This is a genomic window from Noviherbaspirillum sedimenti (genome assembly GCF_003590835.1).
In the GTDB taxonomy this organism is placed as follows: domain Bacteria; phylum Pseudomonadota; class Gammaproteobacteria; order Burkholderiales; family Burkholderiaceae_D; genus Paucimonas; species Paucimonas sedimenti.
The window spans coordinates 2746655-2762029 of sequence record NZ_QYUQ01000002.1; the positions used below are offsets into that span (position 1 = coordinate 2746655).

15 protein-coding genes are annotated in these 15375 nt (G+C 59.5%); 6 read left to right on the top strand and 9 right to left on the bottom strand.

The window, feature by feature from the left end:
• Positions 1-160 precede the first annotated feature (160 nt).
• A complete protein-coding gene (locus tag D3878_RS12810; protein WP_119785853.1) occupies positions 161-2521 on the top strand; it encodes a penicillin-binding protein 1A in 2361 nt (786 codons plus the stop codon).
• A 57-nt stretch (positions 2522-2578) separates the two neighbouring features.
• On the opposite strand, the gene cyaY is transcribed toward D3878_RS12810, so the two are convergent.
• A complete protein-coding gene (gene cyaY, locus D3878_RS12815; protein WP_119785854.1) occupies positions 2579-2914 on the bottom strand; it encodes an iron donor protein CyaY in 336 nt (111 codons plus the stop codon).
• A gap of 40 nt (positions 2915-2954) precedes the next feature.
• On the opposite strand from cyaY, the gene lptM reads away from it, so the two are divergent.
• Together lptM and lysA are read left to right on the top strand one after the other, a co-directional pair.
• Positions 2955-3170 (top strand): LPS translocon maturation chaperone LptM, encoded by a 216-nt coding sequence (gene lptM / locus D3878_RS24350; protein WP_147383948.1) that lies wholly within the window; start codon positions 2955-2957, stop codon positions 3168-3170.
• Between the two features lie 13 nt (positions 3171-3183).
• On the top strand, positions 3184-4467 hold the full coding sequence (gene lysA, locus D3878_RS12820) for a diaminopimelate decarboxylase (RefSeq protein ID WP_119785855.1): 1284 nt from the start codon (positions 3184-3186) through the stop codon (positions 4465-4467).
• A gap of 23 nt (positions 4468-4490) precedes the next feature.
• Here lysA and D3878_RS12825 read toward each other — a convergent pair whose 3' ends face one another.
• From D3878_RS12825 to D3878_RS12860, 8 genes are all read right to left on the bottom strand, one after another.
• Positions 4491-5126, bottom strand: coding sequence for a protein-methionine-sulfoxide reductase heme-binding subunit MsrQ (locus D3878_RS12825; protein ID WP_119785856.1), 636 nt, complete (start codon positions 5124-5126; stop codon positions 4491-4493).
• A 20-nt stretch (positions 5127-5146) separates the two neighbouring features.
• Positions 5147-6127, bottom strand: coding sequence for a protein-methionine-sulfoxide reductase catalytic subunit MsrP (msrP, locus tag D3878_RS12830; protein WP_119785857.1), 981 nt, complete (start codon positions 6125-6127; stop codon positions 5147-5149).
• 70 nt (positions 6128-6197) lie between these two features.
• Positions 6198-6956: an anti-sigma factor family protein gene (locus D3878_RS12835; protein WP_119785858.1), complete on the bottom strand. Its 759-nt coding sequence runs from the start codon at positions 6954-6956 to the stop codon at positions 6198-6200.
• 1 nt (position 6957) lies between these two features.
• Positions 6958-7467: a sigma-70 family RNA polymerase sigma factor gene (locus D3878_RS12840; protein ID WP_119785859.1), complete on the bottom strand. Its 510-nt coding sequence runs from the start codon at positions 7465-7467 to the stop codon at positions 6958-6960.
• A gap of 14 nt (positions 7468-7481) precedes the next feature.
• Positions 7482-7862: a COG4315 family predicted lipoprotein gene (locus tag D3878_RS12845; protein ID WP_119787875.1), complete on the bottom strand. Its 381-nt coding sequence runs from the start codon at positions 7860-7862 to the stop codon at positions 7482-7484.
• A 112-nt stretch (positions 7863-7974) separates the two neighbouring features.
• Positions 7975-9132 (bottom strand): c-type cytochrome biogenesis protein CcsB, encoded by a 1158-nt coding sequence (gene ccsB, locus D3878_RS12850; RefSeq protein WP_119785860.1) that lies wholly within the window; start codon positions 9130-9132, stop codon positions 7975-7977.
• Between the two features lie 54 nt (positions 9133-9186).
• Positions 9187-11322, bottom strand: a complete 2136-nt coding sequence (locus tag D3878_RS12855) for a cytochrome c biogenesis protein ResB (protein ID WP_119785861.1) — start codon at positions 11320-11322, stop codon at positions 9187-9189.
• Positions 11323-11392: 70 nt separating this feature from the next.
• Positions 11393-12043, bottom strand: coding sequence for a c-type cytochrome (locus D3878_RS12860; protein WP_119785862.1), 651 nt, complete (start codon positions 12041-12043; stop codon positions 11393-11395).
• Between the two features lie 167 nt (positions 12044-12210).
• On the opposite strand from D3878_RS12860, the gene yihA reads away from it, so the two are divergent.
• From yihA to D3878_RS12875, 3 genes are all read left to right on the top strand, one after another.
• A complete protein-coding gene (yihA, locus tag D3878_RS12865; protein WP_119785863.1) occupies positions 12211-12969 on the top strand; it encodes a ribosome biogenesis GTP-binding protein YihA/YsxC in 759 nt (252 codons plus the stop codon).
• A gap of 213 nt (positions 12970-13182) precedes the next feature.
• Positions 13183-14196: a porphobilinogen synthase gene (hemB, locus tag D3878_RS12870; RefSeq protein ID WP_119785864.1), complete on the top strand. Its 1014-nt coding sequence runs from the start codon at positions 13183-13185 to the stop codon at positions 14194-14196.
• A gap of 31 nt (positions 14197-14227) precedes the next feature.
• Positions 14228-15340 (top strand): magnesium transporter CorA family protein, encoded by a 1113-nt coding sequence (locus D3878_RS12875; protein ID WP_119785865.1) that lies wholly within the window; start codon positions 14228-14230, stop codon positions 15338-15340.
• The last annotated feature ends 35 nt before the right edge of the window (positions 15341-15375 follow it).

Here is a 15375-nt window from a genome sequence, read left to right on the forward strand (position 1 = left end):
GTGTAAAGCAATTTCCGTATAGTAATTTATAAATCCGTTGCCAAAACCCCACGCGACAAGGATTCCGCTTTTGTTTTAGTCAGTTCCTCTGAGGCACGTCCGCCGCCGATTTGCCTGGCGTTTATAATGGTCCGGATTACGTTCCTCCTAGATAAACCGCATGATGTCAGATCCTTCCGCTGGCGAAACCACCCAGCCCGCGCCCCGCTCCCTGCTCGTCGCCGTGCTGCGCTGGCTGGCCGCATTGGTCGGCACCTTTGCCGCGCTGTTTCTGGCAGGCGTGCTGGTCCTCATTTTCATCCTGGCGATGGCCTATCCCAACTTGCCGGCGCTGGATACCTTGATGGATTACCGGCCAAAAATTCCGCTTCGCATTTTCTCGGCTGATAATGTACTGATCGGGGAATTTGGCGAAGAACGCCGCAATATGGTGCGCGTCAAGGATATCCCCGACATCATGAAAAAAGCCGTGCTGTCGATCGAGGATGACCGCTTTTACGAACATGGCGGCGTTGACTATCTGGGCATTTTGCGTGCGGCCCTGCACAACCTGAGCGGCGGCGCCAAGCAGGGCGCATCCACCATCACCCAGCAAGTCGCCCGGAATTTTTTCCTGTCAAGCGAGCAAACGGTCAAGCGCAAGGTGTATGAAATGCTGCTGGCCTGGAAGATCGAGCAAAACCTGTCGAAGGACCAGATCCTCGAGATTTACATGAACCAGATTTACCTGGGACAGCGGGCTTACGGTTTTTCCTCGGCAGCGCAAATTTATTTCGGCAAAAAACTGGCCGAGTTGAGCGTGGCCGAAGCGGCCATGCTGGCCGGCTTGCCGAAAGCGCCATCGGCCTACAATCCGGTTGCCAATCCGAAGCGCGCCAAGGCACGCCAGCAATACATTATCTTGCGCATGTACCAACTCGGCCACATCACGCAAGCCCAGTATGAACAAGCCCGCGATGAAGAACTGAAGGTCAAGACCGATAGCGCCGCATTTGGCATCCATGCCGAATATGTGGCGGAAATGGCACGCCAGATGGTGTATGAACAATACAAGGAAGACACTTACACGCGCGGCCTGAATGTCTTTACCACGATTACCAAGTCTGATCAGGATGCCGCCTATCTGGCGTTACGCCGTGGCGTGATGGATTATGAAAAGCGCCATGGCTATCGCGGACCGGAAGGCTACATGGAAATTCCGGCAAACAAGGAAGAAGCCGATAACGCCATCGAAGTGGAACTGGCCGACCATCCGGATAGCGACAATATCGTCGCCGCGGTGGTTCTGGAAGCAGCGCCCAAGGAGGTACGCGCCATGCTGGTCACGGGGGAGGAAATCGACATCCCGGCGGCCGGCTTGAGCTTCGCCGCCAGCGGGTTCAGCGACAAGACGCCACCCAACAAGCGCATCCGGCGCGGCGCCATCATCCGCGTGACCCAGGAAGGCAAGACCTGGCACGTGACGCAAATGCCGGAAGTCGAAGCGGCCTTCATTGCCGCCAATACGGAAGATGGCGCGATCCGCGCCCTGATTGGCGGCTTTGACTTCAACCGCAACAAGTTCAACCACGTGACCCAGGCATGGCGCCAACCGGGTTCCTCGTTCAAGCCATTCATTTACTCTGCCTCGCTGGAAAAAGGCTTGTCGCCGGCAACCATCATCAATGACTCGCCCATCAGCTTCGACGCCGGCCAGACTGGCGGCCAGGCATGGGAGCCGAAGAATTACGATGGCAAGTACGAAGGCCCGATGTCGATGCGCAGGGGTCTGACCAAATCGAAAAACATGGTCTCGATCCGCATCCTGCACAAAGTCGGCGCGCGTTACGGACAGGAATTCATTACGCGCTTCGGTTTCGATGCCGACAAAAATCCGCCCTACCTGACCCTGGCGCTGGGCGCCGGCAACGTGACGCCGTTGCAAATGGCCGGCGGCTATGCCGTGTTCGCCAATGGCGGCTACAAGGTCAGCCCCTACATCATTTCCAGGGTCACCGACAATAGCGGACGGGTCTTGTCGCAAGCGGTGCCCGAGCGCGCCGGCGATGAAGCCAACCGGGTTCTCGACGCACGCAATGCCTTCCTGATGGATAGCATGATGAAGGATGTGGTCAAATCCGGCACGGCAACGCGGGCACTGGTATTGAAGCGGCCCGACCTGGCGGGCAAAACCGGCACCACCAATGATTCGGTGGACGCCTGGTTCGCCGGCTACCAGCCCAAGCTGGTCGGCGTCGCCTGGATCGGTTTCGATCAGCCAAGAAACCTCGGCAACCGCGAAACCGGCGGCGGCCTGGCCTTGCCAATCTGGATCAATTACATGCAGCAGGCGTTGAAAGACATCCCCGTGATGGAAAGCGTGATTCCGGATGGGGTCATCCAGGTCGGCAGCGAATTCTATTACGCGGAGAATCCGCCCGGCAGCGGGGTGCGCAACCTGGGCACGGCCGAAGCACCGCAAAACGGTACGCCGGCAGAAGCAGGCAAAACCGGGGACGAAGTCAAGAACCAGTTATTCTGACCGTGCTGACCGTGGCCGCCCGGCGCTGCTTCAGCCAATAAAGTTCGCCAATAAAGTTCAGGCGGGCTCGAGCCGGATGGCACAACCGGCCTGATCGCCCACCAGGCGGCCCAGGGCGGCGAACAGTTCCTCGTCGCCGCGGGTATCCTGCCAGCGCCCTGCAAAGCGTTTGTAATGGAAGCCGCCGGAACGCGCGGCAACCCAGATTTCCTGCATCGGCGCCTGGCTGTTGACAATGATTTTCGCGCCGGTATCGATCAATTCGATCTCCAGCACATTGCCGGCACGGCTGCATTCGACATCCAGGCCGGCGGCATCGGCGGCGGCTTCCAGCGCACGCTCGATATCGTTCAGGGTGGTATCCGCCAGGTCCAGGAATTCTGATTCGGTCATGCTACACTCCAATGCAATTCTGTAAATCGTGATTGTAATCGTGAATTCTAATTTCAATTTATCACGGCTAAGCCTCTGCGGCATGGCTGTCGCCCTGCCGCTGTTGCTGGCCGCTTGCGGGCTGCGCGGACCGCTCTACCTGCCCAGCAAACCCGCGGCCATGACACCTGTACCCGTGCCTGCGCCTGCGAAAGCACCTGCAGCGGCGCCGGCGTCGGAGTCTGCCCCGAGCGCCCCCTTACCCACCTCGAAATAAGCCTGTACTCGCCATGTCGCACTTTTCTTACCGTAACGGCGTGCTTTGCGCCGAAAACCTGCCCCTGACCGAGATTGCCCAGCGCTTCGGCACACCGACCTATGTCTATTCCAAGGCTGCCCTGCTGGAAAATTATGGTGCCTACGCCAATGCCTGCAAAAAGCATGGCCGCGACGACAAGACGGCGCTGATCTGCTATTCGGTGAAATCCAATTCCAACCTGGCGGTCCTGAACTTGCTGGCAAAACAGGGCTCGGGCTTCGACATTGTCTCCGGCGGCGAATTGCTGCGCGTGCTGGCCGCCGGCGGCGACCCGCGCAAGGTGATTTTCTCGGGCGTGGGAAAATCCCGGGAAGAAATGCGGCTGGCGCTGTCGCACGATATCCTCTGCTTCAATGTCGAATCGCTGCCGGAACTGCACCGTCTGAACGAAGTCGCCGCCGAACTCGGCAAGCAGGCGCCGATTTCCTTGCGCGTCAATCCCAATGTCGATGCCAAGACGCATCCGTACATCTCGACCGGGCTGAAGGAAAACAAGTTCGGCGTCGCTTTCGAGGAAGCGCTGGATATTTACCGCACCGCCGCCGGCTTGCCGCACATCCGCGTGACCGGCATTGATTGCCATATCGGTTCGCAATTGCTCGATGACGCTCCGCTGCTGGAAGCGCTCGACAAGCTGATCGAACTGATCGACACCCTGAGCAACGAAGGCATTGCCATCCACCACCTCGACATCGGCGGCGGCATCGGCATCGTCTACGACCAGGAACTGCCGGTTGCGGTCGGCGATTATCTGGGCCGGCTGTTCACCCGCATCGACGCCTGGCGCGCCGCGCGCCATGACAAGGCGCCGATCACGATCCTGTTCGAGCCGGGCCGCTCGATTGTCGGCAATGCCGGCATTCTGCTCACCGAGGTGCAATACCTCAAACATGGCGACGCCAAGAATTTCGCCATCGTCGACGCCGCCATGAATGACCTGATGCGCCCGGCCATGTACGAAGCCTGGCACGGCGTGCAGGCGGTGCGCCAACGCGACGGCAGCGCCAGCACCTATGACGTGGTCGGGCCGGTATGCGAATCGGGCGACTGGCTGGCGCGCGAACGCGCGCTGAATATCGCGCAAGGCGACCTGCTGGCGATCCTGTCGGCAGGGGCCTATGGCATGACCATGTCGTCCAACTACAACACCCGCGGCCGCGCCGCCGAAGTTATCGTCGATGGCGCGGCGATGCACCTGGTGCGCCCGCGCGAACTGCCGGAACAATTGTTCGCGCAAGAAAAGCTGCTGGCGTAAGGCTGGCGCAAGAGCACCCCTGCTCATCGCGGCGCGGCACGCAATGGCGGCGTCTTGTTGCGCAGGAAGCGCCAGTACAGCCGCGCCCCGAGCAGGATGGCGACGATGACGCCAAACAGGATCGGTTCGGCGAAATCATGCTTGCCCGCCTTCATCCACCAGAAATGCAGGATGCCGAGCGGGGCAATCACATAAATCAGCCGGTGCAGCCATTGCCAGCGCTTGCCGCCCAGGCGCCGGACCATCGCATTGGTGCTGGTAGCCGCCAACGGAATCAACAGGACAAAGGCAGTGAAACCGACGGCGATGAACGGCCGCTTGAGGACATCGCGCCACATTTCGCCGATATCGAAGAAGTGGTCGAACCAGAGAAATGTCGTGAAATGCAGCACGGCATAAAAAAAGCAGAACAAGCCGAGCATACGGCGCAACTTGATCAGCCAGGGCCACTGCAGCAGGCGGCGTAGCGGCGTCACCGCCAGGGTCAGGCAAAGGAAATACAGGGTCCAGTCGCCGGTGCTGCGGGTGATGAATTCAATCGGGTTGGCGCTCAACCGGTCGGCAAAGCCAAACCAGACCAGCCGCGCCAGCGGCAACAGCGCCGCAACAAACACGGCCGCCTTGATGACCTGTAATTGTCTTGGCGCAGGATGAAACATCGACGCGTCCTCCTCAATTTTCAGAAAAACTTTTGCAAGTCCATGCCGGTGTAGAGCGAAGCGACTTCCGCATAGCCGTTGAACATCAGGGTCTTGCGCTTGCGCGTGAAAAAGCTGTCTTCACCGATGCGGCGTTCGCTGGCCTGCGACCAGCGCGGATGATCGACTTGCGGATTGACGTTGGAATAAAAACCGTATTCCGCGGCCGCCGCCTGGTTCCACGCGGTTTTCGGCTGGTCGCGGGTAAAGCGGATCTTGACGATCGACTTGGCCGACTTGAAGCCATATTTCCATGGCACGACCACCCGCACCGGCGCGCCATTCTGGTTGGGCAAGACTTCGCCATACATCCCCAGGCCCAACAGCGCCAGCGGGTGCATCGCTTCATCCAGGCGCAAGCCTTCGACATAGGGCCAGTCCAGCACCGGACTGCCCAAGCCCGGCATTTGCCGCTTGTCGGCGAGCGAGGTGAATTCGATATATTTCGCATTGCCGTTCGGCTCGACCTTCCTGATCAATGCCGACAGCGAATAACCGATCCACGGAATCACCATCGACCAGCCTTCAACGCAACGCAAGCGGTAGATCCGCTCTTCCAGCGGCGCCAGTTTGCGCAAGCCATCGAGATCGAGGACTTGCGGCTTATTGATCTCGCCCTCGATGCTCACTGTCCACGGACTCGGCTTGAGCGTACCCGCATATTTGGCCGGATCGGCTTTGTCGGTACCGAATTCGTAGAAATTGTTATAGCTGGTCGCGTCCTTGTACGCGGTCGGCTTGTCGACCACCACATAGGCGGAATTCGGTTTTGCGACCAGTTTCTGCGCAGTGGCGGACTGGGCAAAAGCCTGGCGCGTCGCCATTTCCAGCAAGGCGCCGCCGGAAATCGTACCGAGCGCGAGTTGCTGGATGAACTGGCGGCGCGATTCGAAGACTTCGCGCGGCGTGATTTCCGATGCAAACGGCCGGTCGGTACCATTGGGATTGGGCTTGATTAACATGGACACTCCATCATCGCTGGGCTTGAGATGCAGGATAGTCGATTATCCGGCGCAAACCTTACACCCCGGATTACAATTTCAGACGAGCATGCACCGCTTGGGCGACGTCCAGCATGCGCGCCTTGGTGATGCCACCCGACAAGGCGTAACCGTAATCGCGATCGATCCAGTAAAACACCGCATTGCCGTTTTGTTCCAGCAATTGAAAACCGCCCGCCATCTGCTGCCGGGCCGCATGTCGAATGGTCAGTGTCAGGCGTTCGCCTGCCGCCGATTCATACATCAATTGCGCCAGCGGCGCATCGTCCCCCGGCAACAGACGCCCGCCGAGCAGGGTAAAGCCCTGGTCGCGCAAATCAGGCGCGTGGATCGGCGCTTCCAGGCGTTTCGATAGCCAGGCCAGCAAATGCGCCTCCTGCTGAGCAGTCACTTCGACCGGATGGCGCTGTTCTGCAACGAAAACCACATGGGCAGCCAGCGCATTCCTGGCAAACCCTGAGTTCCCGGACGAAGCGACGTCTGGTGGCGCCATGAAGCCATGGGCAAACCAGCCGGCGACCACGCCGCACGCCAGGCAGGCAACGCCCGCCGCCAGCGCGCGCAGCATCGGCTGCGGCTTCAAAGCCGTCGTCAACTGCATGGGGACTGCTTCATTCATGACGCCATCATACAGGCGATGCAGGCTGCGATTTTGTTCACGCCAATGCTGCACCTGCTCCTGCGCCGGCGGCTGGCTCGCCAGATAGCCTTCGACTTGCGCGCGACGGTCGGCATCGAGCTGGCCATCGACATACGCATGCAAATCCCTTTCACCGATCGGTGTCGTCATTTCACTTGATCCTGCTTAAATGCACTGGCGCTGCGCTTGCATCCACCTGCCCCGACAATATCGCCCGCAACTGGCTGCGCGCCCGCGCCAGGCGCGACATGATGGTCCCTGGCGGCACTCCCAGGATTTCCGCGGCTTCCTGGTAGCTGACCTGCTCCAGCCCCACCAGCACGATCACAGCCCGATGTTCGACAGACAAGCGCGCCAGGGCGCGTTGCATGTCGATCTGCCAGCCATGTTCGTCCCGGCCGACCGGCTCCGGCAGCTGCGCCGCCTGCATTTCCTGCGCCTTGCGGTAGCGTGCCGCCTCGTTCAGATACAGACGGTAAAGGATGGTCATCAGCCAGGCCGTCAGGTTGCTCTGGAGTCGAAACAGCCAGCGTCGCCGCAGGGCACGCTCCAGCGTATCCTGCACCAGATCATCCGCCCAGGCGGCATTGTGGGTCAGCGCCCGCGCATAGCGCCGCAAGCGCGGGATCTGCAAGGCCAATTCCTGGGAGAAATCCAGCATGGAACGCCAGTGCCTTAAGGTTTTGCTGCATGCCACTGGTTGCTCAGGAAGCCGTCGCCCGTCTTGTCGCCGGGTTTCTGGTCCTTGATGAAGGTGTACAGTGGCTTGCCCTTGTAAGCCCATTGCTGCTTGCCGTCGTCGCGCGTGATGATGCTGTAGTCACTGGCGGCTTTGTCACCGGATTGCGCCGTCAGCGGTGGCCAGTTGGTGGCGCAGGGACCGTTGCAAGCGCTCTTGCCGCCGCTGTCGCGGTCGAAAGTGTACAAGGTCATGCCGGCCGGGTTGGTCAGCACGCCATCGGCCATTTTGACCGGCGCTTGCGCGCCTGCCATCGATGCGCACGCGGCCAGCAACACAGCCATGAATACTGCGGGAAAGGCGGAAAAGAATTTCATGAAGTCCTCACTAAATGGGTTGATCGAAGGTACGGCAAACAACAGCCGCACCCCGGTAAACAATCAGGACACCCAGTTTATTCCATCCGCCTTGAAAAATTTAGATCACTTCCTAGAGCTCACCGTAGGAATGCAAGCCCGACAGGAACATGTTTACGCCCAAGAACGCAAAGGTAGTCACCAGCAAGCCGACCAGCGCCCACCAGGCCGCAACTTGCCCGCGCAATCCCTTCATCAGCCGCATGTGCAACCAGGCTGCATAGTTGAGCCAGACGATCAGGGCCCAAGTCTCCTTCGGGTCCCACGACCAGTAACCGCCCCAGGCTTCGGCCGCCCACAGGGCGCCCAGGATGGTGGCGATGGTGAAAAAGGCGAAGCCGACCGCGATCGCCTTGTACATCACATCATCCAGCAATTCCAGCGACGGCAGGCGATCGGCCAGGATGCCTTTGGATTTCAGCAAATAAGCGACCGCCACCATCGCCGCCAGCGCAAAGGTGCCATAGCCGATGAAATTGGCCGGCACATGGATTTTCATCCACCAGCTTTGCAAGGCCGGCACCAGCGGCTGGATTTGCGCGGCATCGCGAGTGACGGAGTACCACAGGAGAAACCCGACTGCAGCGGAAATAATCAGCAGCACAAAGGCCCCCATCTGGCGGGTCTTGTAATGCTGTTCGTAATACAGGTAAAACAAGGCGGTCAAAAGGCAGAACAGCACAAAGACTTCATACAGATTGGACACCGGAATATGGCCGACGTCGCTGCCCACCAGGTAAGACTCATACCAGCGCACCAGCATGCCGGTAAAGCCCATCGCCACCGCCGCCCAGCACAGGGCGCTGCCGAGCGCGCTGCCGGTTTCCGAACGGGCCAGCAAGCCCACCCAGTAAAACAGGTTGGCCAGGAAAAATAGCGTGCCCATCCATAAAATTGCCGACTGGCTCGATAACAGATATTTGAGCAGGAATTTCTGGTTGGCCGCATCCAGCGCGCCGCCATACAGGCCGATCGCCGACAGCGCCAGCAAGCCCAGCAATGCCATCAGCCAGCGCACCGGTTTCCAGTACCAGCCGAGCCAGATGAAAGTGGGCGCCGACAGGACCAGGATGCCCTGCTCGTAATAATCCATGTATGCGTTATAGCGCTGCAGGGCAAACAGCATTGCCGCCGTCAGGGCCACCGCGTACAGCCAGTCGAACGGCGACAGGCGTTTGAAAAAACCGGGGGCCGGCGTATATGCCTTGGCGCTATTCTGGGTCAATTCCATGGTGATTCTCCGCTTGCCCGAGGCCGCTGCCGGCCCGGCAAAGTGTGCTTCATATCAGTTTGCAAAATTTCCCGGCGCAACGGCGCCGGATTGTGTCAGTTGCTGCCGGAATATCTCGAATTCCTTGTCGAAATCCAGCGTCTTGCGCTGGGAACTCATCGCCATCAGCGCCTGGGCATTGCCTGTCGCATCCGATTTTATCCAGATCCAGACGCGCCGTTCGCGAATATACAGCATGGCGAAAATCCCTAGCACAAGCAATAGGCAGCCCAGATACACGACTTTCTGGCCAGGCGAGCGCGTCACTTGCAATACTGAAGCTTTGACTTCGGTGAATTCCTGCAGTTGCAGATAAACCGGTGCGCCATAGGCAAAGGAATCGGCCAGCGCATTGGCCGCCACCTGCATGAAGCGTGCATTCTTTTCAGTTGGTTCAGGCAACGTCAGGCGCTCCTGGGCACGCGCAGCCTGCCACAGGTCCCACAGGGTGCCGTTCAGGATCTTCATGAAAATATCGGCAGCTTTTTCCTGCTGGTCCGACGGCACCTTTTGCAGGAAGCGTGACACCGCGACATAGCCGGCATCCTGTTCGGCGCCGGCAAAAATCGCCAGGCCGCGCTGCGCCGATGCCTGCAATTGTTCGCGCAGCTTTGCGGTCGCGGCATCCGTTCCCGGCAACGCGCGCGCGGCATAACGGTGCGCTGCTTGTGCCCGCAATTCCGGGGTCAACAGTGCGGCGCGCAAGCGCATCCATTCCGTCACCGAGTCATTTTCATCGGCCGGAATCCGCAGGTAGCGGAAGGGCTCGCTGGGTAAATCGCGCACCCCGGCCAAAAACACTTCGCCGCCTTCGGTTTGCACTGGCAACATGTAATTATGAAATTCACGCGCCTGGCCAGTCTTGTCACGCAGCTTGTACTGCACGCTGGGGCCGACATTCTTGAATGCCTTGCTGTCGGCGCCCCTGGCCGCCGCGCCGAGCTGTTTGTCCAGGCCTGCAGAAAACCGCTGGTTGAAGGATTGCCCGGCATTGACCGCGCGCACGTCCTGGCCATTGTTCGCCATATTTTCGACGTTAAATGGCCGGAAACCCGACCATTCCACCGTATAGTCGCCGGCCTGCGCTGCCGCCAGCGGCGTCGCGCCGCCGACTTCACCGGCGATGGCGAACCGGGTATGGCCGCTGCCGCGCATCGGGTAGCCGGCCAGCTTGAGCTTGCTGCCGCCATCATCAAAACTGGACTGGTACACCGCCATGCCCTTGTGAATCAGTGGCTGATTGACCTTGATCACTGTCGAAAAACGCTTGCCGGTATCATGGTCGATCACCGTCACATGGCTGGCAAACAGCTTTGGCATGCCAGTCGAGTAATAATCGATGACGAACTTGTCGAGTTGCAGGGTAAATGGCAAATCCTGGATCAACACGCCCTTGGCACGCGGCAGGATCGCGGTGCTGCTGCTCGCCCCTTCCGGAATGAAGGTATTGCCACGAAAACTGGGATTACCGTCACCCAGCCGGTGCCGCGCCGGAATTTGCGCAATGACACCATTGCCGTCGAAGGGCGTTTTGCCATATACCCACTCCTGGAAACGGATCGGCAAATCGGAATCGAGCAGGCCGCCGATGCAAATGATGACGATCGCGCTGTGCGCAAAGATATAGCCCCATTTGTTGGCAGCGCCCTGCTTGGCAGTGATCAGGGTGGCGCTGCCCTTGTCGACCATCTTGGCCTTGTAGCCATTGGCGACGACCCGTTGCAGCAATTGCCCGGCCAGTTCGGCCGGCGGCATAGCCACGCGCCATTCGACCTTGTGGTGGAAATTACGCAAGGATTGCTCACGCACGTTTTCGCGCCAGCTGCGCATGTCCTTGATCATCTTCGGCGCATTACGGGTAATGCACAGCGAGGTCGATAGCACCAGGAAGGCCATGATCAGCAAGAACCACCAGGTCGAATACACGGCGTACAGGCCCAGCTTGCCGAATACCTCGAACCAGAACGGCCCGAACTGGTTGACGTAATTGGTCATCGGCTCATTCTGCTTGAGCACGGTGCCAATGACGGAAGCAACCGAAATCAGCGTCAGCAGGCTGATGGCAAAACGCATCGACGAAATCAGTTCCACCAAATCGGCGACCCAGCGGCGCCTGGTATTCAACTGCAGTCCGGAAGTAGTTGTTTCCATTTTCTCTACAAAAAAACAAAAGGGGTGGCTTGCGCCACCCCCCTTCAACCCATGCAGGCCACGACGCTCGTTATTTCAGGCCAGCTACGTAATCCGCCACTGCCTGAATTTCTTCATCCGACAATCGCTTGGCGATGGTCGTCATTTGCGGACTGTTCTTGCGCACGCCGGAACGGAATGCGGTCAATTGTGCGGCGGTATAATCCTGGTGCTGGCCGCCAATCCGGGCGAACTGGGCCGGAATGCCGGCGCCGCTCGGGGTGTGGCATGCCGCACAAGCCGGCACACTCTTCTCGGCGATGCCGCCACGATAGATTTTCTTGCCAAGTTCGACCGTATCCTTGTTTTTGGCCGCGCCCGGCTTTTGTACCTGTTGGTCCAGATAGGCAGCGATATTGCGGATATCGTCATCGCTCAAGGCTTTGGCCATCGTCGTCATGACGGCATTGTTGCGCTGCGGGCCCTTGAAATCGTGCATTTGCTTGGCAAGATAAGCTTCATGCTGGCCGGCCAGTTTGGGGTTTTGCGCGATGGATGAATTGCCGGCGGCGCCATGGCAAGCCAGGCAAGCCGTAATATTGCGGGCCGCATCGCCGTTCGTATAGATCGCTTCGCCGCGTGCCGGATCGGCTTTTTTCGTTACAGCATCGGCGGCAAACGCCATGGAAGACACGGCCAGCAAGCCTACGCACAAGGATTTCACAAATGGGAGAAATTTCATTCAAACACCCTGAGACTTAATATTAATATTCTGGCCGCAAGACGGCATGTCGCCGCGCTCCGATAATTCCGCAAACGGCTTGATTTTGCAACGCAATAACCGCAACCCCTTATTGTACAATAGCTTTTCGGCATTTCGCCTACTTCAATGTATTTTCTGCACCGTCTATGTCCCTACTCTGGCAAGCCCGCTTCTTCACCACGGTGAACCATCTGCGCGATTTGCCTAACACGCAAGTCCCCGAAATCGCCTTCGCCGGCCGCTCCAACGCCGGCAAATCGACGGCGATCAACACCTTGTGCAACCAGAAAAAACTGGCCTTTGCCTCCAAGACCCCCGGCCGCACCCAGCACATCAATTATTTTTCCATCGGCGGCGCCCATGTCGGCCAGCACCGCAAGGACGAAACCCGGGTCGATGAAATCCGCGCCCTGCTGGTCGATTTGCCGGGTTATGGCTATGCTGAAGTATCCGGAACAGCCAAGTTGCACTGGCAGAAATTGCTCGGCGATTACGTGCAGAGACGCCAGCAATTGTGCGCGCTGGTCCTGATCGTCGATGCGCGCCGTCCCTTCACCGACCTGGATATCCAGATGCTGGAGTGGTTCGCCCCGACCGGCAAGCCAATCCACTGCATCCTCTCCAAAGCCGACAAGCTCAACCGCAATGACCAGGCCAATGCACTGCGCCAGGCGCGCACCCTGCTGGGCAGCTATGTGGATGCGGAAGGCCACCCCTTTCCCTTTACGGTGCAATTGTTTTCGGCCCTGAAACGCGAAGGACTGGACGAAGCCAACCAGCGCATCCTCGACTTGCTCGGCTTGGCTGCAGAGGAAGCAAATGACGCAGAGGAAGCGCTACAAACCGGCGTCGACGACGACGCAGAGCCGCTTGAAAAACCGGCAGCGCCGCCAGAAAATTCGTGAATAATCGGAAAAACGCCCAAAAAAAGCCCTGAAGAAAGGGGAGTATCTTCAGGGCACGAACGCCATATCGCTTATGTCACGATAGGCCCCGCTCAGGGAGGAGAAGCGGGAGGTGAACGAATCACCTGTTGCTGAGAGTCTGACCTTTGCTAAAAGTTTCAATCATTTCCCAATTTGTTTAAAATTTTCGGAATGCCCATTCCTGTTCCCGCCATGTCCACTACGCCCAACACCCCCGCCTTCCCCGCCATTCGTATGCGCCGCATGCGCAGGGATGCATTTTCCCGCGCCATGATGCGCGAAAATGTGATTACACCGGCCGACCTGATTTACCCCGTGTTTCTTCTGGACGGCCAGAACCAGCGCCAGCCTGTCGCATCAATGCCGGGCGTCGAGCGCCTGTCGGTCGATCTGCTGCTGCCGGTCGCGGAAGAATGCGTCAGGCTCGGCATTCCGGTGCTGGCACTGTTTCCGGTCATCAATCCCGCCCTGAAGACTCCTGACGGCAGCGAAGCCGGCAACCCCGACGGCCTGGTGCCGTGCGCGGTGCGCGAACTGAAGGCGCGCTTCCCGGAACTGGGCATCCTGACCGACGTCGCGCTCGACCCCTACACCAGCCACGGCCAGGACGGCGTGCTCGACGACAGCGGCTATGTATTGAACGATGAAACCAGCGCACTGCTGGTGCGGCAGGCGCTCATCCAGGCCGATGCCGGCGTCGATATCGTCGCTCCTTCCGACATGATGGATGGCCGCATCGGCGCCATCCGCACTGCGCTGGAAACAGAGCGTCATATCTACACCCGCATCATGGCCTATTCCGCCAAGTACGCCTCGGCCTACTATGGCCCGTTCCGCGATGCGGTCGGCTCGGCCGCCAATCTCGGCAAGGGCAACAAGGCGACCTACCAGATGGATCCAGCCAACGGCGACGAAGCCTTGCGCGAAGTCGCCCTCGACCTCGCCGAAGGCGCCGACATGGTGATGGTCAAGCCCGGCATGCCCTACCTGGACATCGTGCGTCGGGTCAAGGAGGAATTCCGGGTACCGACCTTCGCCTACCAGGTCAGCGGCGAATACGCCATGATCAAGGCGGCGGCGCAAAACGGTTGGCTCGACCACGACAAAACCATGATGGAAACCATGCTGTGCTTCAAGCGCGCCGGCGCCGATGGCGTGCTGACCTATTTCGCCCGCGACATCGCACGCCTGCTGAAAGCCGGTTGAACCCGTCAGACAAAGCCGCCGGCACCCCTCCATGGATATCCTCTTTATCAGCGAGCAACAAGCCAGGCACATCAGCGAAGCCGATACAGGCACGCTGGGTGAAGACGGCTTCCTCTGGCTCGACGCCAGCCATGCCGAAGTCAGCGCAGATGTGCCGGCATGGCGCGCGGCCATCGAACGCATCACCGGCGTCCAGCTGCACGAGCTGCATGTCAGCGATGCGGTCAACCTCAAGCACCCGTCCTACTTCGATTCGACGCGCGACTATGAACTGGTGGTCTTCCGCAAGCTGGCATTGTCGAAAGAGATGAACGGCGATGCCGTCCCTCAGGCGGCATCGGACGCCGAAGCCAGGCGCAAGATTCCACCGGCGTTGAGCAAACTGGTGACCCAGCCGGTCACCTTCCTGGTGCTGGATCACGCGCTGGTGACAGTGCACGGCGAACCTGGCCGCACCATCGAGCAAGCGCGCAAGCGTCTGCTCGATTACCAGCCCAAGGCAGGCGCCAGCCATGCCGGACGGCCGCCAGCTTCGCCGCGGGAATTAATGCTGCGCCTCCTGAATGCGATGGTCGACCAATACCTGGAATTACGCCAGCCGCTGACCACCCAGATCGACCGCTGGCAGCGCGCGCTGCTCAATCCGCGCCGCCCGTTCAATGACTGGATGGCCCTGCTCGATGCGCGCATCGAATTGCGCAAACTTGACCTCCTGTGCGAGGAGCAGCACGACGCCTTGCAGGAGTTGCGCGACCATTTCGTCGATACCGCGCACGACGGCGAAAACAGTCGCGCCAAGGACCTGCTGCTGGTGCGCATCAACGACGTCATGGAACATGTGACGCGGGTTCTGAACCACGCGCGGCGGCTGGAAGCGTCGATCGAGTCGGCAGTGCAGATCCATTTTTCGGCCATGGCGCATCGCACCAGCGAAATCATGCGCACCCTGACGGTACTGACTGCGCTGTTCATGCCCTTAACCCTGATCACCGGGATTTTCGGCATGAACTTCATCGACATGCCGCTGCTGGAAAATCATGATGGCTTCTGGATCGTGATGGGCACGATGGGTGTGACCGTGGCGCTCGCCCTGCTGATCTTCCGGCGCAAGCGCTTTCTGGAAGACCGCAACGCCGATAACTGAGACGCTTGCAGGCATGCGCTGCGAAAAAACGCCCG